The sequence below is a fragment of the Caballeronia sp. AZ1_KS37 genome, assembly GCF_023631165.1.
In the GTDB taxonomy this organism is placed as follows: domain Bacteria; phylum Pseudomonadota; class Gammaproteobacteria; order Burkholderiales; family Burkholderiaceae; genus Caballeronia; species Caballeronia zhejiangensis.
Window position 1 is genome coordinate 15,539 of record NZ_JALQDP010000030.1, and the last position, 18,350, is coordinate 33,888.

General features: G+C 64.0%; 18 protein-coding genes. 4 read left to right on the forward strand and 14 right to left on the reverse strand.

Annotated features, from left to right (window positions below):
* Position 1: 1 nt before the first annotated feature.
* From bcsB to NCS00_RS16325, 7 genes are all read right to left on the reverse strand, one after another.
* A complete protein-coding gene (bcsB, locus tag NCS00_RS16295) occupies positions 2-2,491 on the reverse strand; it encodes a cellulose biosynthesis cyclic di-GMP-binding regulatory protein BcsB (protein WP_250440518.1) in 2,490 nt (829 codons plus the stop codon).
* A 2-nt stretch (positions 2,492-2,493) separates the two neighbouring features.
* Entirely contained in the window at positions 2,494-4,710 is a 2,217-nt protein-coding gene (gene bcsA, locus NCS00_RS16300) for a UDP-forming cellulose synthase catalytic subunit (RefSeq protein ID WP_033537141.1), read from the reverse strand.
* A complete protein-coding gene (gene bcsQ / locus NCS00_RS16305; RefSeq protein WP_008353638.1) occupies positions 4,707-5,495 on the reverse strand; it encodes a cellulose biosynthesis protein BcsQ in 789 nt (262 codons plus the stop codon). Before bcsQ ends, bcsA begins: the two co-directional genes overlap by 4 nt.
* A complete protein-coding gene (bcsP, locus tag NCS00_RS16310; RefSeq protein WP_239295024.1) occupies positions 5,492-6,226 on the reverse strand; it encodes a cellulose biosynthesis protein BcsP in 735 nt (244 codons plus the stop codon). The genes bcsQ and bcsP overlap by 4 nt, the downstream gene beginning before the upstream one ends.
* Before the next feature lie 122 nt (positions 6,227-6,348).
* The gene (gene bcsD, locus NCS00_RS16315; protein WP_250440519.1) at positions 6,349-6,804 is read right to left on the reverse strand and encodes a cellulose biosynthesis protein BcsD; all 456 of its coding nucleotides are present in this window, start codon (positions 6,802-6,804) and stop codon (positions 6,349-6,351) included.
* A 577-nt stretch (positions 6,805-7,381) separates the two neighbouring features.
* Positions 7,382-7,579 (reverse strand): hypothetical protein, encoded by a 198-nt coding sequence (locus NCS00_RS16320; RefSeq protein WP_008353634.1) that lies wholly within the window; start codon positions 7,577-7,579, stop codon positions 7,382-7,384.
* 52 nt (positions 7,580-7,631) lie between these two features.
* On the reverse strand, positions 7,632-7,868 hold the full coding sequence (locus NCS00_RS16325; RefSeq protein ID WP_250440520.1) for a hypothetical protein: 237 nt from the start codon (positions 7,866-7,868) through the stop codon (positions 7,632-7,634).
* Positions 7,869-8,021: 153 nt separating this feature from the next.
* On the opposite strand from NCS00_RS16325, the gene NCS00_RS16330 reads away from it, so the two are divergent.
* Positions 8,022-8,636: an NAD(P)-dependent oxidoreductase gene (locus NCS00_RS16330; protein ID WP_008353633.1), complete on the forward strand. Its 615-nt coding sequence runs from the start codon at positions 8,022-8,024 to the stop codon at positions 8,634-8,636.
* 6 nt (positions 8,637-8,642) lie between these two features.
* On the opposite strand, the gene NCS00_RS16335 is transcribed toward NCS00_RS16330, so the two are convergent.
* From NCS00_RS16335 to NCS00_RS16355, 5 genes are all read right to left on the reverse strand, one after another.
* The gene (locus NCS00_RS16335) at positions 8,643-9,110 is read right to left on the reverse strand and encodes a DUF3331 domain-containing protein (RefSeq protein WP_144403834.1); all 468 of its coding nucleotides are present in this window, start codon (positions 9,108-9,110) and stop codon (positions 8,643-8,645) included.
* A gap of 348 nt (positions 9,111-9,458) precedes the next feature.
* Positions 9,459-10,295: an ABC transporter permease gene (locus tag NCS00_RS16340; protein ID WP_008353631.1), complete on the reverse strand. Its 837-nt coding sequence runs from the start codon at positions 10,293-10,295 to the stop codon at positions 9,459-9,461.
* 5 nt (positions 10,296-10,300) lie between these two features.
* A complete protein-coding gene (locus NCS00_RS16345) occupies positions 10,301-11,572 on the reverse strand; it encodes an ABC transporter permease (protein WP_051079071.1) in 1,272 nt (423 codons plus the stop codon).
* A 64-nt stretch (positions 11,573-11,636) separates the two neighbouring features.
* Positions 11,637-12,671 (reverse strand): ABC transporter substrate-binding protein, encoded by a 1,035-nt coding sequence (locus NCS00_RS16350; RefSeq protein WP_409017527.1) that lies wholly within the window; start codon positions 12,669-12,671, stop codon positions 11,637-11,639.
* A 56-nt stretch (positions 12,672-12,727) separates the two neighbouring features.
* Positions 12,728-13,834 carry an ABC transporter ATP-binding protein gene (locus NCS00_RS16355; RefSeq protein WP_008353628.1) on the reverse strand — a complete coding sequence of 369 codons (1,107 nt, stop codon included), beginning with the start codon at positions 13,832-13,834 and terminating at the stop codon, positions 12,728-12,730.
* Positions 13,835-14,022: 188 nt separating this feature from the next.
* Between NCS00_RS16355 and pdxR the strand changes: the two genes are divergently transcribed.
* Positions 14,023-15,516: a MocR-like pyridoxine biosynthesis transcription factor PdxR gene (gene pdxR, locus NCS00_RS16360; RefSeq protein WP_250440521.1), complete on the forward strand. Its 1,494-nt coding sequence runs from the start codon at positions 14,023-14,025 to the stop codon at positions 15,514-15,516.
* 14 nt (positions 15,517-15,530) lie between these two features.
* On the opposite strand, the gene NCS00_RS16365 is transcribed toward pdxR, so the two are convergent.
* A complete protein-coding gene (locus NCS00_RS16365; RefSeq protein ID WP_250440522.1) occupies positions 15,531-16,109 on the reverse strand; it encodes a TetR/AcrR family transcriptional regulator in 579 nt (192 codons plus the stop codon).
* Between the two features lie 98 nt (positions 16,110-16,207).
* On the opposite strand from NCS00_RS16365, the gene NCS00_RS16370 reads away from it, so the two are divergent.
* Positions 16,208-16,675, forward strand: a complete 468-nt coding sequence (locus NCS00_RS16370; RefSeq protein WP_008353625.1) for a nuclear transport factor 2 family protein — start codon at positions 16,208-16,210, stop codon at positions 16,673-16,675.
* 12 nt (positions 16,676-16,687) lie between these two features.
* Here NCS00_RS16370 and NCS00_RS16375 read toward each other — a convergent pair whose 3' ends face one another.
* Complete coding sequence (locus tag NCS00_RS16375) at positions 16,688-17,710, reverse strand: transporter (RefSeq protein ID WP_008353624.1); 1,023 nt, start codon at positions 17,708-17,710, stop codon at positions 16,688-16,690.
* A 259-nt stretch (positions 17,711-17,969) separates the two neighbouring features.
* Between NCS00_RS16375 and NCS00_RS16380 the strand changes: the two genes are divergently transcribed.
* Complete coding sequence (locus NCS00_RS16380) at positions 17,970-18,314, forward strand: hypothetical protein (protein ID WP_033537148.1); 345 nt, start codon at positions 17,970-17,972, stop codon at positions 18,312-18,314.
* Positions 18,315-18,350 lie beyond the last annotated feature (36 nt).

Sequence of the window (18,350 nt, forward strand, 5' to 3'; positions counted from 1 at the left end):
ATCAGTCCCTCAGGCGCCGCGCGGCGATCGAGCGCAGCGTACGGTAGAACAGGGCCGCGATGATGAGCGCGGCGAGCACGCCGGCGAGCACCAGCAGAATCGGATGCGACGACAGCGCCCAGCGCATGTAGTGCATCGGCGAAAGATGGCCGACGTAGTACGCCTCGCCGTTCGACGTGACCGTCACCGTGCGGCCGTGGATCACGGCCATCGCGCCTTGAATCGACGGCAGCAGGTCGTTGTCGAGCAGCGCCGCGGAAAGATCGGCGTCGGACTGGCCCGCCGCGCTGATGAGCGCCACCGCGCTGCGCCCGTTCTTGAGCGGCGATTCGAAGCCGGTCAGAAGCGCATCGCCGTTCGAGCTGACGAGCGACAAATCCGCGCGCGCGGGCGAGCGTTCCGGGCCTTGCTCGCCATGCCACCAGTCGACGAGCTTGAACGCGACATCGGAAAGCTGGAACGTGCGCGCGTCGCCGTCGCCGGAAAAGGGCATCTGCTTCGCCCAGCGTTGCAGCAGCGGCTGGCGTCCGGGCGAACCGAGGATCAGCAGATCCTTGTCGGCGAAGCGGTCGACGTCGTTCGCGCTCGTGACCGTCACGCCCGTCACCGGATAACCCGTCGATGCGCCCATGCGGCCCATTTCGAGCAGATACAGGCTGTAGTCGGCCGAGTTCGGCTCGTTCGGCAGCACGACCGCCGTCTGCGAAAGATCGGCCATGCGCGTGAACGGGAAGCCGCCGTTGGCGAACGCGGCCAGATCCGGCAGCGCCATGTAGTGCGGGAAACCGGAGAGATCGATGGTCGAATTCGGATCGACCGCGCCGACGACGTTATCGAGCACGCGGCCCTGGCATTCGCCCGTCTTGGGGATGTCGTAATAGAAATGCAGACGCAGTTGCGCGCGCGGCGTGATGAGCAGCGGCGGCAGATAAATCTCGCGGCGCGCGGCGACCGTCTTGTCCGGCATCACGCGGCTGAAGTAGTGACCGAGATCGAACGTCGATGTCGATACGGCCGGAATGCGCAGCGACTGCACGAAGCCATTGTTGACGCTGATATTGAGCGACGAGCGATCCGGCGCGGGCCGCACCGTATAGCGATAGCCGAGATCGACGGGCACGCCCTTCGTCTGCCACATGAAGAGATCGGGCGGCACGCGCAGATTCACGCGCACGGCATCGGCGTCGTAGCCGTAGGCGGTCAGGTCGCGCGCTTCCGCGAGCTCGCCGAAGCGCACCGGGCGGTCGGTCGGCAGCCAGTTGGGGGCATCGTACGGGCGGCGCGGCTGAAGGTCGTTGAACTGCGTGATCGTCGCGCTCGTGCCGGACAGCGTGTTCTGTCCGACGCCCAGCGCCTTCGCGGCGGTCTTCAGCTCGTTGTCGTCGCGGCCGAGCACGAGCAAGAGACGCCCGCGCGCGTTCGCGTCGCGTTCGACGAGCGCGATCGTCGGACCGGAGACAGCCGGAATGTCGACGCCCGCGATCTTCGCATCGCCGATGGCGAACACCACGGCATTGCCCGACAGCGGCACGTTGTCCGTCTGCGCCGGAAAGATCGCGCCGCGATAGCCCGCGAGCGAGCCGAAGTACGACGCGACCATGCCGGCGGCTTCGAGCGTCGGCAGGCTCGGCTTGCCCGCGAACACGAAAGGCAGTTCGAGGCGGCGCACGTCGCGCCGGTCGAAGAACGGAGTCGGCAGCGCGGCGAGATCGGGCTTGTTCGCGATCGACGCATACGTGAGATCGAGCGAACTCGCGTTGCTGACGGTCGCCCAGAGCGTCGAGTTCGACGGATCCTCGCACTGCTGCGTGTAGTGGCCGATCAACTGCACGTTGAGGTGATTGAACTCGGTGATGAAGCGCGGATCGATCGCCACGTCGCGCGCGACCAGCGTGCCGGCCTGTTCTTTCGGCACCGGCAGCGTCGCGGCCACTTCGCCGTTGATGAGCACCTTCAACTGCGAAATCGACGGCAACAGCGACGGCGAATAGCTATAGATCAGATGCAGGATCGCGCCGGTCACGACTTCGTCGCCGCGCACCGAAAACGCGATGCCGTTCTGGCCATCGGTGCCGCGCAGTTGCAGCGGATCGAGCGCGCCGTAATCGGCGAAGGTCAGCGTCTGACGGCGGCCGCCCGGAACCAGCGTGCCGGGATCGGCGGTCGTCGGAATGCGCGACGTGAGCGGCTTCTCGGGCTTGCCGGAAAACGCGGGCACGGGCATCGCGAGCGGCGCTTGCTGAATCGACGCCGGGTTGTAGACGACGGCGGGACTCGGCGCGGGCACGGCGCCGACGCCGGTCGCCTGCTGCGCGCCGCCGGTTGCCGCAGCGCTTTCGGCCGCCGCCGCGATGGACGCGAAGGGCGCGGCGAACGCCGTCTGCAAGGCCACGAAGACGGCCAGCGCGCGTGCAAAGGGTCGTTCGCAAAAACGCGGCGCGCGCTCGCCCGTTTCTTTTTCAACGCGCAACTTCGACATACCGATGCCCATTTTTATTGGTCTTTGGTTTTCAGCTTCTTCACATCGACCGGGCGCTTGTTCATCCAGGTTCGAAGGTCGCTGTACAAGTGCTCGAACAGTCCCGCGATGCCGCGCGTGCCGACGAGCAGCACATGCGACAGGCCGCGCAACGGCGTGTCCGGACGGCGTCCCTCCGACCATCCGGTCCAGGCGTCCGCGCGCGCGAAAGTGGTCTTCACGAAGTCGTATTCCTGCTCGCGCGTGAGTTGCGAGAAGCGCAGGCCGACGCGTCCGGGTTCCGTATAGCCGACCGTCGCCGGAAACGCGTATTCCTCGTCGCCGCGAAAGAGCGAGACGGTGACGCGCTCGTGCATCGGCACTTCGATCTTGCTCGGCAACGCGACGCCGACGCCGCCTTCCGAATAATCGATGGTCTCGCAGGCGAGCGTGCGGCCGGTCGAGAACTTGAGCATGACGGGCATTTTCATCGTGACGCGATGCGTCGCGCGGACCTGCTTGCGCTCGCTCGCCGCCGCCACCGATGCGCCGAGAATCAGCATGTTGTAGACCGTCCAGCAGAGGTTGAGGATGGTCGTGTTCACTTCGCTGCGCACATGCCAGTTGATGGCGATATGCACGATGCCCGCGACGAAGCCGAGCAGATTGAGGAGCAGCAGGAACAGATACGGCCGCGAGATGGACCAGTCGAAGTAATCCTTCGCGATCTGCCCGCCCTTGGCCGTCACGTTGAACTTGCCGAGCTTCGGGTTGATGACGGCGAGCAGCGTCGGCGCGGTGATGTACGACGCGAGCACCGATTCGTACACTTCGGCCCAGAACGAATGGCGGAAGCTGCGCTGCATGCGCGAATTGGTGATGCTCGCGTGCATCATGTGCGGCAGCGCGAAGATCGCGATGGTGCTCGCCGCCGCTTCGATCACATGCGCGCCGAAGAACAGATACGACAGCGGCGCGGTAAGAAACACGAGACGCGGCACGCCGTAGAAGAAGTGCAGCATGCCGTTGAGATAACACAGCCGCTGGCCGATCTTGAGGCCCTTGCCGGTAAGCGGATTGTCGATGCGGAAGATCTGCGTCATGCCGCGCGCCCAGCGGATGCGCTGCCCGATATGCCCTGAAAGACTTTCCGTGGCAAGACCCGCGGCCTGCGGAATCGCGAGGTACGCGGTCGTATAGCCGAGCCGATGCAGCTTGAGCGCCGTATGCGCGTCTTCGGTCACGGTCTCGACCGCGATGCCGCCGATCTCCTCGACCATCGAACGGCGCAGCACGGCGCAGGAGCCGCAAAAGAAGGTCGCGTTCCAGAGATCGTTGCCGTCCTGCACGAGACCGTAGAACAGTTCGCCTTCGTTCGGCACCTTGCGGAACGTGCCGAGATTGCGTTCGAACGGATCGGGCGAGAAGAAATGGTGCGGCGTCTGCAGCATCGACAGCAGCTTGTCGCGCAGGAACCAGCCGAGGCAGATTTGCAGGAAGGAGCGCGTCGGGATGTGATCGCAATCGAAGATCGCGAGGAATTCGCCCTTCGTGATCTTGAGCGCCTCGTTGATGTTGCCCGCCTTCGCGTGACGGTTATGCGTGCGGATCGTCCAGTTGACGCCCACTTCCTCGCAGAACGTCTTGAATTCGGGGCGACGGCCGTCGTCGAGTACGTGGATCGCGAGCTTGTCCGACGGATAGTCGAGCGCGAGCGCCGCGTAGATCGTCGGCTTCACGACGGAAAGCGGCTCGTTGTACGTCGGGATGAATACGTCGACGGTCGGCCACTGGCTGCGGTCGGCCGGCAGCGGCAAGGGCTTTCTCTTCAGCGGCCACGCGGTCTGGAAGTAGCCGAGCATGAGCACGAGGGTCGCGTAGACTTCGGCGGCGACGAGCAACATGCCCCAGGCGGCGTCGAGCGGACGTTCCCAGTAAGTCGTTTCCGTGAGCCGCCAGAACATGTAGCGGCCCGACGCGACGATCGACAGCATGATCATCACGAGCGTCGCGTACTGGCCTTGCAGGCGGCGAAAGCCGAGCGCGCAGACGAAGCAGATCGTCGCGAACGCGAGTTGCTGGCCGAACGCGAGCGGCACCGTGACGACGAAGTAAAGCGCGAACGCGGCGAAGAGCGTGAGCAGGATCACGACGATCCGGCTGCTCCAGATGCCTGCATCGACGAAACGTTCGAGGCGCGAGGTCGCGACGCTCACTTCGGTCTCGGGCGACGGGATCTTGGCGGAACTCATGCGAGCTTCCTCGGCGAAGCGGCCATCGCATCGACGGCCGAGAGGAGCCACTCGCCGCACGCGCGCAAATCGGCGGCGGCTTGCGACAGCGGATCGTAGTGGATGAGCGTCGTGTCGCACGCGAGCGATTCGGAGACGCCTTCGTCCTGATGGATGACGCCCGGAAACAGCTTCGTGCCGAGCATGTTGCGCAGCACCTTCAGCACGTCCTTGCTCAATTGACGCGACTGATCGACCTGATTCACGACGTAGCCCTGACCCGCGAAATCGGCGCGCGGCGCGGCGTAGGCGTCGATCATGCGCTCCATGCCGGGGATCGCGGCGTAGGACGCGGCATCGGCCAGCACGACGTTCAGCGCGAAGTTCGCCGCCGTGAGCGCGGTGCGCGTGTAGACGGACGAGCCCGGCGGCGTATCGACGATCACGATGTCGTTGGGGTCGAGCGCGAGCGAACCGAGCGCATGCGCGAGCCACGCCGGATCGCTATCGACGAGCGCCTCGAAGCGGCGGCGGTCGTCTTCGGTCACCGCGCCGTAAGGCAGCACGGTCACGCCGTCGACGCCATCGAACATCACCGTCTGCCAGGGATCGCGGCTGAGCGTCGCGCGCGAGATGCCGTCGATGCTGTCGAGCGGAATGCCGAAGTGCAGGCGCAGCGCGTTCTGCGGATCGAGATCGAGCACGATCACGCGACGATTGCGCGCGGCGAGCACCGACGCCAGATTGGCGGCGAGCGTCGTCTTCCCGACACCGCCTTTCGCGGAAACTACCGTGATGACTTTCATGAGCGTGAGAGGCGGCTCGCGCGAGCGTGCGTGTTCGTGGATTCGTCGCCCTGCGGACGGGCGTGGCGCAGGCGCTCGAACATGGCGTCGAGCGAGTTCGCGGACGCGCTCGGCGCGCTCTGCGTTTGCGGCTTGAAGAGCTTGCCGAGGATCGATTGCGGCGCGGCGGGCGCAGCGGCTGTCACCGGCGCAACTTGCGCAGGCGTGCGGCGCGCCGCGAAGTCCGTTCCGAACGAGGCGGCGGGGCGCGCGAGTTCAGTAGCGTTCGATTCGACCGGCGGGACCATTGTATGAACCGGCGCTGCGTTCGTCTTGGACACGGTCGCCGAATCTGGAATCGTTTCCGTTTGCGCCGGCGCCGATTCGCCGAGCACCGAAAAGCGCAGCGCGCTCAACGACTCCGCCGCCGGCGGATTGACGGCCGGAATCGTGCGGCGATGCGGCCGCGTGAAGAGAGGCTGCCTGCCGCGATGGATCGGCGTCGGCTTGTCGGCATGGTGAGCGGCGGGCGGGGCGGCGGCTTCGTCCGGGCGCGCCCGCGCGGCGTTCGGCTGCACGTCGTGGCGCGGCGCGATCTCCGGAATCGCCGGCTGCGCGAAGTCGAGCGTGGCAAGCAGCGGCCAGCGGGTGCGGGCCGTCGTGGCCTCCTTCTCCCGGCCGATTTCCTGATAGTCGCCTGCATTGCCGCCGAAATGATCGAAGAGCTTCTCGATATCGCGCGAAGTATTCATGATGCCGCTTCCTCGTCGTGCCTGTTCTTGATGCCTGGCCGGTGCTGCCTGTTTTTAGCCGCCCGTTCGGGGCGGTCGATGCCGCCGCGTCGAGGCGGCGGTCGCAATGTGCTGAAGATGCTTCAGGCCGCGACGCGCGCGAGCCTGAATTCGATGGCCGCGTCGTCGCCGAAGTCGCTCGCCTGACGGATCGCGAGTCCTTGTGCGCCGAGCCCGGCGAGCCATCGCTGATAGGCGCCTTCGAGGAACGCGGGCGTCCATTCGAGCGCGCTTTCGCCGAAGGCGGGCAGCGGCGCGCAGAAATGCACGATGCTCAGATAGTCGCGCTCGTCGGAGAGCTCGACGAAGCCCCAGTCGGTGTCGTGCCACAGCGCGTTGAGCGCGTCGGCGAGCGCCGACGTGGAATCGCAGGGCGGCAGCGGCCGGGCTTCGGCGAAGCGGCTGCCGACGTTGTGCATCAGTTGACGCAGTTCGTTGCGCCCGATCTGCGCTTCGAACTCCTCCGCGAGCGCTGCCAAAAGGCCGCGCCATTGTCTGGAAATCTGACTGTCCAACAGATAATCGAAAATAGCGGCCATGTTTTGTTCGGCAGGGCGTGAGCCGCCGCGCGTGGTTGATCGGTCCTGCAGACTTGTTTGCGTTCTCGCGGGGGACTGCCGAACCGCGACGATGGATCCGGACGTTTGTCCAGGCGCTATGACACGTCTGAACTTACTTCAATGCAGTTTTTTTCGCCAGTAGAAACACTAGCAGAGGATTTTTTGTCGGATCGGGCGATCAGGACGCAGCAGACGACCCAATTCGGGCGTTCGGCCCTCGCGCGGATGGACGAAATATCGACAGACGCGCGCTATTCCGAAGTCGGATTCGGGCTCGCCCGCAACGGCGGCGGAAGTGTACCATCTCGTTAATGAGCAAAATCAGAGCGTTGGCCCTGAATCACACCGATTGACTTTTCGCGAAACGGCGCAGCCACGGCGTGAACTAAGCCATTGTTTTGTCTGATTAAACGGCCTAAACGCAATCGGACGCGTTGCGGGGCATTTATCTCCCGCAGGCAACGGCCGACAGGCAATCGAAACGCCGCTTCAAAGGGTTTCGCAAGGCCAAAAAAACACGCCCCGAATGGGGCGTTTCGTATGACGTTTCGAACGTTCAGGGATTCGCGCGTACGGCGTCCCTGACTGCGTCCATCACAATGCCGTAATTGAGCGGGATGTCCAGCGAATCGGAGTAGCCGGGTTCGTCGGCGGACTCCTTGGGGACAGCGTGAACCGGAATCGGTTCGTAGGCGGTTTCGCCTGCCGGATTGTCGCGTCCTTCGATGGCACCCTGCAATTGCGGATTCTTCACGGTTAACTCCTTCCGGTAATGGAGCGGCGAGGAACTGCAATATAAACCAATGTCATGACATTTTGGCGACTTCGATTTGGAAACTCGCTCCGAAACTGCTGCGGGCGGCGCGCCGGTAATCGCCGCTGTCGCGCATCTCGAAAGAGTGCGGGGCCTCTAGTTTAATGGTGCGGCGCGCCTCCGAAAGCGCCGTTTCATTATGACGATCGCATGCCGATATTGCGCCCGCCTCGTGAATTCGGCCCGGAAATTGCATGAGTCCAAGTTTATCAGGTAAGTTTTTAATCATCGCCGCACGCTATTCGATTCTACGAATCGGTATTCTCCGGAAACAAACTCCATCGAAAGCGTCGGCTGTGGCGCCGGTTATTTCGCTCTATCATCAACCGCGCGGTCGGATCACGCCGGCGCGCCTGCCGCACATGCAAAGGAGAAAGTGGCAATGAGCAGAATCGCGATCATCGGGGCGACGGGCAATGTCGGCAGCCGTCTGGTGGAAGAATCGTTGCGCCGCGGACACACGGTCACGGCGATCGCGCGCGATACGTCCGGGCTCGCGCAGCGCGATGGCCTCACTCCGCTGAACGTCGATGCCCTCGATGCCGACGCGCTCGCCGCCGCGCTCGCCGGACACGACGCCGTGTTCAGCGCGACGCGCTTCGCCACGGTCTCCGAGCCGGCCATCGTGGAGCCGGTGAAGCGGGCGGGCGTGCGGCGCCTGCTGGTCGTGGGCGGCGCGGGCAGCCTGTACGCGGCGCCCGGCCAGCGCGTGCTCGATTTGCCCGATTTCCCCCCGGCGTACAAACCGGAAGCTACGGCGGGCGCGGCATTTCTCGACGCGTTGCGGCGCGAACGCGACGTCGACTGGACGTTCATCTCGCCGTCGGCGGAATTCGTACCGGGTCCGCGGACGCAGAAATTCCGGCTCGGCGTCGACGAATTGCTCGTCGACGGCAGCGGCCGTAGCTGGATTTCGTTCGATGATTACGCGATCGCGTTTCTGAACGAGTTCGAACGCGAATCGCACATCAAACAGCGCATCACCATCGGATATTGAACGCCGTCAGCCGTGCAAATCGACTTCCATTTGCTCGGCGTCTTTGGGCATCGCGGCGGCCAGAATCATCGCGGATGCGTTTTGCGGCTTCGGATCGCGCTGCGACGGCCGATAAACCTGATCCCCGCGATGAATCGGCATTCCCGATAGCGAGCACACGCCTTCGGCCGTCGCCGTGGTTGCGCGCCAGCCCTGATAGCCGTAGTGGCACGTACCGGGATCGGACCAGTACACGAGCGCCGTCGCGCTGCTCGGGCGCTCGATCACGCGCACGATGGCTTGCGGAAACGGCAGCCGATCATCCGAATGATGCGGATGCGTGCGATTCCAGTCGCGCGTCAGGCGTTCGAGAAACGCGCTCTCCGCGCGGGCGGATTTCTGGGAAGGCGCGGTGCGGGCGATATCCGTGGGCATCGCCTCGAGCAGGTGAACCGTCTGTGACCACGGGTCCGCTCTTTTCGTAAAAGCTGTCATGGCATTGTTCCAGGCTTTGACTCGACCTAGAACGTACGTCATTAAGCATATTCCGATAAATACCGCATCAGTGAATACACTATCCCGTTGCTGCGAATAATCGGGCGGCAACACAAGCGACCCTTCGTCGCGCCTTGGTGGGCGGGCGTTTAAGAGATTCGTAAGCTCGCTCGCGGGCCGGTGCAGACCGAAAAATCGATCGGAATCTCCCTCGTTCGCGAGGGTTTTGCGCGATTTGTACGGCAAGCGCACCTGGCGCGGATGCGAGAGCGACAGCGAGGCCCCGATCGGAGCCTCGCGGGATGGGCCCTTCGCATAGTCCGCGATGCGCGTCGCGGACCGGCCAATTTACGCGACGGCGCGCGCCGCCGCGCGGCCTCGCAGCCACTCCAACGCGAGCAGCAGGCTCGTCGAGAACACGATGAGAATCGTTGCGAGCGCCGCTATCGTCGGGCTGATATTTTCGCGGATGCCGGTGAACATCTGCCGTGGCAGCGTCGTCTGGTCGGCGCCGGCGAGAAAGAGCGTGACCACGACTTCGTCGAACGAAGTGGCGAACGCGAACAGCGCGCCCGAAATCACGCCCGGCGCGATGACCGGCAGCGTCACGCGGAAGAACGTCTTGAGCGGGCTCGCGCCGAGCGACTGACTCGCGCGCACGAGATTGTGGTTGAAGTTCTGCAACGTCGCGCCGACGGTCGTCACGACGAAGGGCACGCCGAGCGCCGCGTGCGCCAGAATCAGCCCGAAATACGTGTTCGCGATGCCGAGCGGTGCAAAAAACAGATACATGCCGACGCCGACGACGATCACCGGCACGATCATCGGCGAGATGAGCACGGCCATCAGCACGCTCTTGCCGATGAAATTCGCCTTCGTCAGTCCGACCGCGGCGAGCGTGCCGAGGATCGTCGCGACGAGCGTTGCCGAAGGTGCAACGATGAAGCTGTTCTTCGCCGCCATGCGCCATTCCTGCGACATGACGAGGTTGTGATACCAGCGCATCGACCAGCCGGGAATCGGATAGACGAGGAACGTGCTCGACGAGAACGACAGCGGCACGATTGCGAGCACAGGCAGGATCAGATACAGGAGCGTCAGCACGCACAGGATGCGCAGCGCGAAATACCAGATGCGCTCTATCGCGGACGTGTGGGGCGCGAACATCGGTTTGGCGAGTTTCATCTTCTTTACCCCAGGCTCACGTTCGCGCGCGTGAAGCGGCCGTAGACCACGTAGAGCAGCAGCGTCGCGGCGAGCAGCAGCGCGCCGAGCGCGCACGCCATGCCCCAGTTGATCGTTACGTTGGTGAAGTAGGCGATGTAATAGCTGACCATCTGATCGTTCGGCCCGCCGAGGAGCGCCGGCGTGATGTAATAGCCGATGGCGAGAATGAACACGAGCAGCACGCCCGCGCCGATGCCCGGATACGTCTGCGGCACGTACACGCGCCAGAACGCGGCGAACGGATGACTGCCGAGCGACACGGCCGCGCGCTGATACGTCGGCGGCACGGATTTCATGACGCTGTAGAGCGGCAGGATCATGAACGGCAGCAGGATATGCGTCATCGAGATATACACGCCGACACGATTGAACAGCAGCGCGAGCGGCGAGCCGATCAGTCCCGCGCCGATCAGCGCCGTGTTCACGAGGCCCTCGCTTTGCAGCAGCACGATCCACGCGGCGACACGCACCAGTACCGACGTCCAGAACGGGATCAGCACGAGCACCATCACGAGGTTGGCGCGGCGTTCGGGCAGCGTCGAAATCCAGTACGCGAGTGGATAGCCGAGCAGCAAGGCAAACAGCGTCACCCCGACGCCGATCACGAACGTGCGGCCGAATACGTTCAGATAAATCGATTGATCCGGGTCCGCATGGACGATATTGCCGAAGCCGTCCTGCTTGTGATCCAGCGACGCGAGGACATAGAACGGCGAATAGCGGCCGGCGTTCTTCGCGATCGCCTGCCAATAGGCGGGATCGTTCCAGCGCTCGTCGAGTTCGACGATCTTCGACTTGATCTGCGCGGCGGGCAGCGGCTTGCCGTCGTCGCCGGTGAGCGGCATCGCGCGCGCGGTCTTCGCGACGAGCGAGCGGTAGCCCGGAATCTCGGTGTTCAGCCGGCGGGCGAGGGCGCCCATTGATTCGCCTTCGGAAATCGCGGTCAAATCCTGCGCGAGCGCGGCATACGCTTCATCCGATGGCGGCGTCTTGCGGTCCCATTTCGCGAGCGCGGCGCCGGTGTGCGGCAGCGCATTGGCCACTTCGGGATTTTCGATGGCGCGTGTGAGCAGCGCGCCGATCGGCACGACGAAAATCAGAAACAGGAAGATGGCGAGCGGCGCGATCAGCGCGAGCGCCATCGCGCGCTTTTTCGCATCGGCGATCTTCAGTTCGCGCTTCAGACGCGCGCTCGATTCGCGCGATTCTTCCGCGGGGATCGTCATGGTGTTCACGCTTGTGTCTCCTTCTTGACGGTCGCGCCTCCTGGCGACGCGCGACCGTCGCGCCAGCCAGTGCTTACTTCGACGCCCACGCGGTAAAGCGCTGCTCGAGCTCGTCCCCGTGATCGGTCCAGAACGCCATGTCCTGCAGCACGGCGTTCTTCGCGTTCTCAGGCGAGTTCGGCATGTCGGCCTTGGTCTTCGCGTCGAGCGCGGCGATCGCGGCCTTGTTCACCGGGCCGTACGCGATGTTCTTCGCATAGGTTTCCTGCGGCTTCTGCGACACCGAATACGCGATGAACTGCTGCGCCACGTCCTTGTTCGGCGAGCCCTTCGGAATCGCCCAGTAGTCGAGGTCGTAGATGCTGCCGTTCCAGACGACCTTCAGGTTCTTGCCTTCCTTGCGCGCAGCGTCGATACGGCCGTTGTACGCGGTGGACATCACGACATCGCCCGCGACGAGGAATTGCGGCGGCTGCGCGCCCGCTTCCCACCACTGAATCGACGGCTTGAGTTCGTCGAGCTTCTTGAATGCGCGATCCGCGCCCGCCTTGGTGCCGAGCACCTTGTAGACGTCCTTCGGCGCGACGCCGTCGGCCATCAGCGCGAATTCGAGGTTGTAGCGCGCGCCCTTGCGCATGCCACGCTTGCCGGGGAATTTCTTCGTGTCCCAGAAGTCCGCCCAGCCGGCCGGAGCGGTCTTCAGCTTGTCGCCGTTGTAGGCGAGCGCGGTGGACCACACGAAGAAGCCGACGCCGCAGGTTTGCGGCGATTCGGGCACGAGATCGGATTTCTTCGCGATCTTCGACCAGTCGAGCTTTTCATAGAGACCTTCGTCGCAGCCGCGGCCGAGATCGCCGGATTCCACTTCGACGACGTCCCAGTTGACGTGCTTCGCTTCGACCATCGCCTTGACCTTGGCCTGCTCGCCGTTGTATTCGACGGCCGTGACCTTGTTCTTCGACGACTGCTCGAAGGGCTGGTTGAACGCGACTTTCTGCGCGTCGCCGTTCGCGCCGCCGAAGTTGACGACGGTGATTTCCGCCGCGCCCGACACTGCCGACGCGCATGCGAGCGCCGCCGCCATGGAACACAAAGCGAACTTCTTCATGATGGTTTCCTCTCTTCTTCGACTTGGTTTTGTCAGTGGACCTACGGTTGGGAAGTTCAGGCGAACACGCGCAGATGCTCGGGCGCGAATTCGAGCGCGACGGGCGCGCCGGGCGTGAAGCCGTCGAGCGCGGGCGTGCCGAGCGGCACCTTGACGAAGCATTCGTCCTGTTCGCGCACGCCGCAGCGCATGCGAACGTGGTCGCCGAAATAGATGAGGCTTTTCGCTTCGCCGGACAGCGCGTTGATGTTGCCGTTCGCATGGCCGTTGCCTTGCGTGAGATCCGTGAGCTTCATGCGTTCGGGCCGGATGCACGCAATCGCTTCCGCGCCGGGCTTCGCGTTCGCGACATTGAGCCCGGACACGCGCGTGCCGTCGGCTAAACGGATCTCGCAGAACTCGCCCTGAATCTGTTCGATGGTCCCGCGCAGCCGGTTACTGTCGCCGATGAAGTTCGCGACGAACTCGTTGCACGGCGCTTCATACAGATGATCGACGGTGTCGAGCTGCTGCACGATGCCCTTGTCGAATACGGCGACGCGGTCGGACATGGTGAGCGCTTCGCCCTGATCGTGCGTGACGTAGACGAACGTGACGCCGAGCTTCTCGTGCAGCGCCTTGAGTTCGATCTGCATGTGCTCGCGCAACTGCTTGTCGAGCGCGCCGAGGGGTTCGTCCATCAGCACGAGCTTGGGTTCGAACACGAGCGCGCGGGCGAGCGCGATACGCTGCTGCTGCCCGCCGGAAAGCTGCGCCGGATAACGCTTCGCGAAGCTCTCCATGCGAACCATCTTGAGCGCGTTGTTCACGCGATGCGCGCGCTCTTCGGCGGACATCTTCCGAACGGTCAGCGGATATTCGACGTTCTGCTGCACCGAAAGATGCGGAAAGAGCGCGTAGTTCTGAAACACCATGCCGATGTCGCGCTTGTGCGGCGGCACTTTGTTGAGCAACTTGCCGTCGAGCCAGATCTCGCCGCCGGTCGGGAACTCGAAGCCGGCGAGCATCATGAGACACGTCGTCTTGCCCGAGCCGGATGGCCCGAGCAGCGTGAGAAATTCGCCCTGATAGATGTCGAGATCGAGCGATTTGACGACGAGCGTTTCGCCGTCGTACGTCTTTCGAACGCCGCGAAAACTGACGATCACCTGATCGGATTTCATCTGTCCGTGTCTCCTTCGGAAAAACCCTGTTGCCTACTGCCGGACGGCTGCCGACGTGCGGAAATTATTTCCACTACCTGCGATAACTATAGCCCGCCACGGTTCTACAATGTGGAGCCATTTCAATATTCAAAATAGAACCACTTGAGGGTGACCGGAATAGTGGTTTTCATGCGATGGGAGATACCGTGGATACGATCATCCTGGCCGACTGGCTGAGCGCGCGGCTCGATCGCACGGCCGCCGAGCCGATGTACCGGCAAGTGCTCGAACTGATGCAGCAGGCCATTCTCACGAGCCAGCTCGCGCCGGGCACGAAGTTGCCGAGTTCGCGCACGCTCGCGATCGATCTCGGCATCGCGCGCAATACCGTCCTGCATGTCTACGATCAGCTCACGGCCGAAGGCTATGTGAATTCGACGACCGGCAGCGGCACGTATGTCGCCGACACCGCGCCGCGCGATGGCGTCGCGAAGAAAGCGAAAGCCGAGGAAACGAAGGCGTCGTGCACGATCTCGCGGCGCGGCGAGCGCCTGATCGCGCAGGCGGGCGTGTCGCCGAAACAGTGGGGCGCGTTCATGCCCGGCGTGCCGGACGTCGCCGAGTTTCCGGCACGCACATGGAGCCGCTTGCAGGCGCGTCTATGGAAGCGCGCGAACCCCGATCTGCTGACGTATGCGCCGGGCGGCGGCTATCGTCCGCTGCGGCGCGCGTTGTCGGATTATTTGCGCGTCGCGCGCTCCGTGAAGTGTCAGCCGGACCAGATCATCATCACGACGGGCATTCATCAGTCGATCGATCTCGCCGTGCGCCTGCTCACCGATTTCGGCGATCGCGCGTGGGTCGAGGAGCCGTGCTACTGGGGCGCGCGCAGCGTGCTGCAATCGTCGGGGCTGACGCTCGTGCCGATTCCCGTCGACGCGGAAGGGCTCAATCCGGCCGCGCGCGACATGACCGAGCCGCCGCGCATCGCGCTCGTGACGCCGTCGCATCAATATCCGCTCGGCATGGTGATGAGTCTCGCGCGGCGTCGCGCGCTGCTCGAGTTCGCGCGCCAGCACAAGGTGTGGATCATCGAGGACGATTACGACAGCGAGTTCCGCTACGGCAGCCGGCCGCTTTCGTCGTTGCAGGGACTCGACGACGCGGGGCAGGTGATCTATGTCGGCAGTCTCGGCAAGATGCTTTATCCCGGCTTGCGCATGGGTTACATGGTCGTGCCGGAGGAACTTGTCGAAACGTTTCGCATCGGCGTGGCGGAACTGTATCGCGAAGGGCAACTGATGCAGCAGGCGGTGCTGACCGAGTTCATTCTCGACGGGCACCTGACGTCGCATGTGCGGCGCATGCGCGGACTGTACGGCGAGCGTCGCGAATTGCTGATCAACGCGATCCGCGCGCGTTTCGGCGATACGCTCGCCGTGCGCGGCGACGAAGCCGGACTGCATTTCGTGCTCGAACTGCCGCAGTTCGTCGACGATCGCGCGGTCGCCGCCGATGCGCTGGCGGCCGGCGTCGTCACGCGCCCACTGGTCAATTACTTCATGAACCGCGACGAGGCGTTGCGCGGTTTGATGCTTGGCTACGCGTGCGTGCCGAATCATGACATCGCGCCGAATTTCGCGAAGCTCGCCGATGTGATCGAGCACGCAATGGCGCCCATGCAGGTCGCGCAGGCATGAAGCCGTTCATCGCGCTACTCGGCTGCGCCGCGCCGGACCGCGCGGACGACGCGTGCGAGCGCCTTCAATGCATCGGCGGGCGAATCGCTGAATTGCGCGGCGACGATCGCGCCGTCCACGGCGAGCGCGAGCGCTTGTGCATCGGCTTTGGCGGTGCGCGAAGCCGGCATCAGCGCGCGGATCGCCGCGGTCATGTCACGCTTGTGGCGACGTGAAATATCGATGGCCTGCGGCAGCGTCGCGCCGACTTCGACGACCGAATTGATGAACGCGCAGCCACGATAATTCTCGCTGCCGAACCATTCGGCGAGCGCGGGCACGAGCGCGTTGAGCGTTCCGCCGTGGCGAGCGAGCGCGTCGCGGAACCATGCCATCCAGTTATCGTGACGAAACGTGAGGAACGCGACGATCAGATCGTCCTTGCTCGGGAAATAGCGATAGAACGTCTTTTTCGCGACGCCCGATTCGGCGATCACACGATCGATGCCCGTTGCGCGAATGCCATCGCGATAGAAGAGATCGTGCGCGGTGTACAGGATGCGCGCGTCCGGCGCGAGCTCGGAGAAATCGCTGGAGATTGCGGAAGTATTCATGCAATCGATTGTAGACAGGTTCGTCTACCTGCGCTAGAGTGCGTCGGGTAGACAGACCTGTCTACTCATCTCATCGCTTAGAGCAAAGAGGACTCGCCATGGAATCCAAGCCGCCGTTTCCGCCGTTCGATGAAGCATCCGCCAAGCTGAAAGTCCGTCTCGCCGAAGACGGCTGGAACACGCGCGATCCGGAGCGCGTATCGCTCGCGTATAGCGTGGACACGCGCTGGCGCAATCGCGCCGAATTCGCGAACGGGCGTGAGGAAGTCGTCGCGTTTCTGCGTCGCAAATGGGCGCGCGAACTCGACTATCGGCTTATCAAGGAATTGTGGGCGTACACGGGCAATCGCATCGCGGTGCGTTTCGCGTACGAATGGCACGACGACGCGAACAACTGGTATCGCAGCTACGGCAATGAAAACTGGGAATTCAACGAAGCGGGATTGATGACGCACCGTCACGCCTCGATCAACGATCTGCCGATCAAGGAAGCGGACCGCAAATATCATTGGCCGCTCGGTCGCCGGCCCGACGATCATCCGGGCCTGAGCGACCTGGGCTTCTGACTTCGGGGCCGGCTACATATCGCGTCGTCGCCGGAACGCCCACCATCCGGCGAGCGCGGTGAAGGTCGCGACGATCGCCACGAGCAGCCAGAAGCCGTGGTGATTTTCCGCGAGCGGAATGCCGCCGACGTTCATGCCGAAGAAACCCGCGACGATATTGATCGGCAGCGCGAGCACGGTCACGAGCGTCAGCGTGAAGAGCGTGCGGTTGCTTTGCTCGTCCATGCGCGTCGCGACTTCTTCCTGCAGGAGCTTGATGCGCTCGACGAGCCCGGCGAGATCGTTGAGCACGAGCGAGAACTCTTCGGTCGCGTCGCGAAGGTCCTGAATGTCCTGCGAATGCAGCCAGCGCGGCGGCCGCGCGAGCAGCCGGAACACGGAGCCGGGTTCGGGCGCGAGCAGGCGCTGCAGCCGGACGAGCACGCGCCGCAGTCCGCCGAGATCGGTGCGGGTCGCGGCGCCGCGCATCGACAGGAAACGGTCTTCGATGCCGTCGACCTCGACGCTCGTGCGCCGCACGATATGCACGAGCAGATCCGCCTGATCGCGCAGCAGATGCGCGAGCAACTCGGCGGGCGAACGGAAGATTTCGCCGCGTCTAACCGACTCGCGCAGCGAATCGACCGATCGCAAGGGCTTGAGCCGCGCCGTCACGATCAGCTTCTGATGCGTGTAGACCCACAGCGTCGCGATCTCCGAGGGCGTCAGCTCGAAGTTGAACATCACATCGTTGATGACGGCGAGGAGCGCGCCTTCCTGATGCTCGATGCGCGTCGAATGCGAGCCTTCGTTGAGCGTGTCGAAGAACGCGTCGGGCAGGCCGAGGCGGCCGCGCATCCACCGTTCGCACGAACTGTTCGCGAGATCGAAGTGCAGCCAGACGAATTCCTTGGGCGTGTCGTCGCGGGCGAGCCATTCGCTTGCGGCTTCGGCATCGATCGGCACGCCGGGCAGATCGGCATGAAATCGGAAACCGCAGACGAGGCCGGAAAAGTCGGAGCCGTAAGGCGGTCTTTGCAGGGTAGCGGGATTCATGCGGGCGTTCGGTTACATTCTGAGTATGTCGGCGTGTCGGCGGATGACGCGGCCCCGACGCTTCTGGCATGCGCGTCGCCACGCGCTAGTGTGCCATCGGTCGCGCCCCGGATCGCGATCGTATCGCGTGAAAGCGAGCGAAACGACGGCCACGAACGCGGTGCGCCGTGCAAATATGACTGTCATTTTGTCGGCGTATCATCGCGCCACGCAAGACGGGCGCACGCGAGGCGCCGCGCGCGAAACTGGGGAGAAGGCAGTGGAAGACCATGACGACATGGACGGGGCGACGCAAACCACCGCGAACGGGCTGGTTCGCCTGGCGTCGGTGATTGCGGGACTGGCGCGCGAAGGCGCGATCGATACGCGCTTCGGCGCGAAGCTCCTCAAGCGGCTCGACAAGGAAGCGCGGCGCGTATCCGAACCCGGCGGCGCGCCGCTCGACGAGACGGAGCAGTCCGCGCTGTTCGGGGCGCTCGGAGAACTGGATGTCGCGTTGCGCCAGCGCGACGCGGCATCGCTCGTCGAGGCGAATGCGCGGCTGCGCGAGAGCGAAAGCGCGTCGGGAAAGCGTCGCAAAAGCCGGAAGAGCGGCGACGCCTGAGCTTGGCGGCGGGCGGGCGCGAAACATGCTGTTGGG

What these genes read in the sequence shown, in the direction of transcription:
- bcsB (WP_250440518.1), bottom strand. Translation starts at nt 2,491, where the DNA reads ATGGGCATCGGTATGTCGAAGTTGCGCGTTGAAAAAGAAACGGGCGAG.
- bcsA (WP_033537141.1), bottom strand. Translation starts at nt 4,710, where the DNA reads ATGAGTTCCGCCAAGATCCCGTCGCCCGAGACCGAAGTGAGCGTCGCG.
- bcsQ (WP_008353638.1), bottom strand. Translation starts at nt 5,495, where the DNA reads ATGAAAGTCATCACGGTAGTTTCCGCGAAAGGCGGTGTCGGGAAGACG.
- bcsP (WP_239295024.1), bottom strand. Translation starts at nt 6,226, where the DNA reads ATGAATACTTCGCGCGATATCGAGAAGCTCTTCGATCATTTCGGCGGC.
- bcsD (WP_250440519.1), bottom strand. Translation starts at nt 6,804, where the DNA reads ATGGCCGCTATTTTCGATTATCTGTTGGACAGTCAGATTTCCAGACAA.
- NCS00_RS16325 (WP_250440520.1), bottom strand. Translation starts at nt 7,868, where the DNA reads ATGATTAAAAACTTACCTGATAAACTTGGACTCATGCAATTTCCGGGC.
- NCS00_RS16330 (WP_008353633.1), top strand. Translation starts at nt 8,022, where the DNA reads ATGAGCAGAATCGCGATCATCGGGGCGACGGGCAATGTCGGCAGCCGT.
- NCS00_RS16335 (WP_144403834.1), bottom strand. Translation starts at nt 9,110, where the DNA reads ATGACAGCTTTTACGAAAAGAGCGGACCCGTGGTCACAGACGGTTCAC.
- NCS00_RS16340 (WP_008353631.1), bottom strand. Translation starts at nt 10,295, where the DNA reads ATGAAACTCGCCAAACCGATGTTCGCGCCCCACACGTCCGCGATAGAG.
- NCS00_RS16350 (WP_409017527.1), bottom strand. Translation starts at nt 12,671, where the DNA reads ATGAAGAAGTTCGCTTTGTGTTCCATGGCGGCGGCGCTCGCATGCGCG.
- NCS00_RS16355 (WP_008353628.1), bottom strand. Translation starts at nt 13,834, where the DNA reads ATGAAATCCGATCAGGTGATCGTCAGTTTTCGCGGCGTTCGAAAGACG.
- NCS00_RS16365 (WP_250440522.1), bottom strand. Translation starts at nt 16,109, where the DNA reads ATGAATACTTCCGCAATCTCCAGCGATTTCTCCGAGCTCGCGCCGGAC.
- NCS00_RS16370 (WP_008353625.1), top strand. Translation starts at nt 16,208, where the DNA reads ATGGAATCCAAGCCGCCGTTTCCGCCGTTCGATGAAGCATCCGCCAAG.
- NCS00_RS16375 (WP_008353624.1), bottom strand. Translation starts at nt 17,710, where the DNA reads ATGAATCCCGCTACCCTGCAAAGACCGCCTTACGGCTCCGACTTTTCC.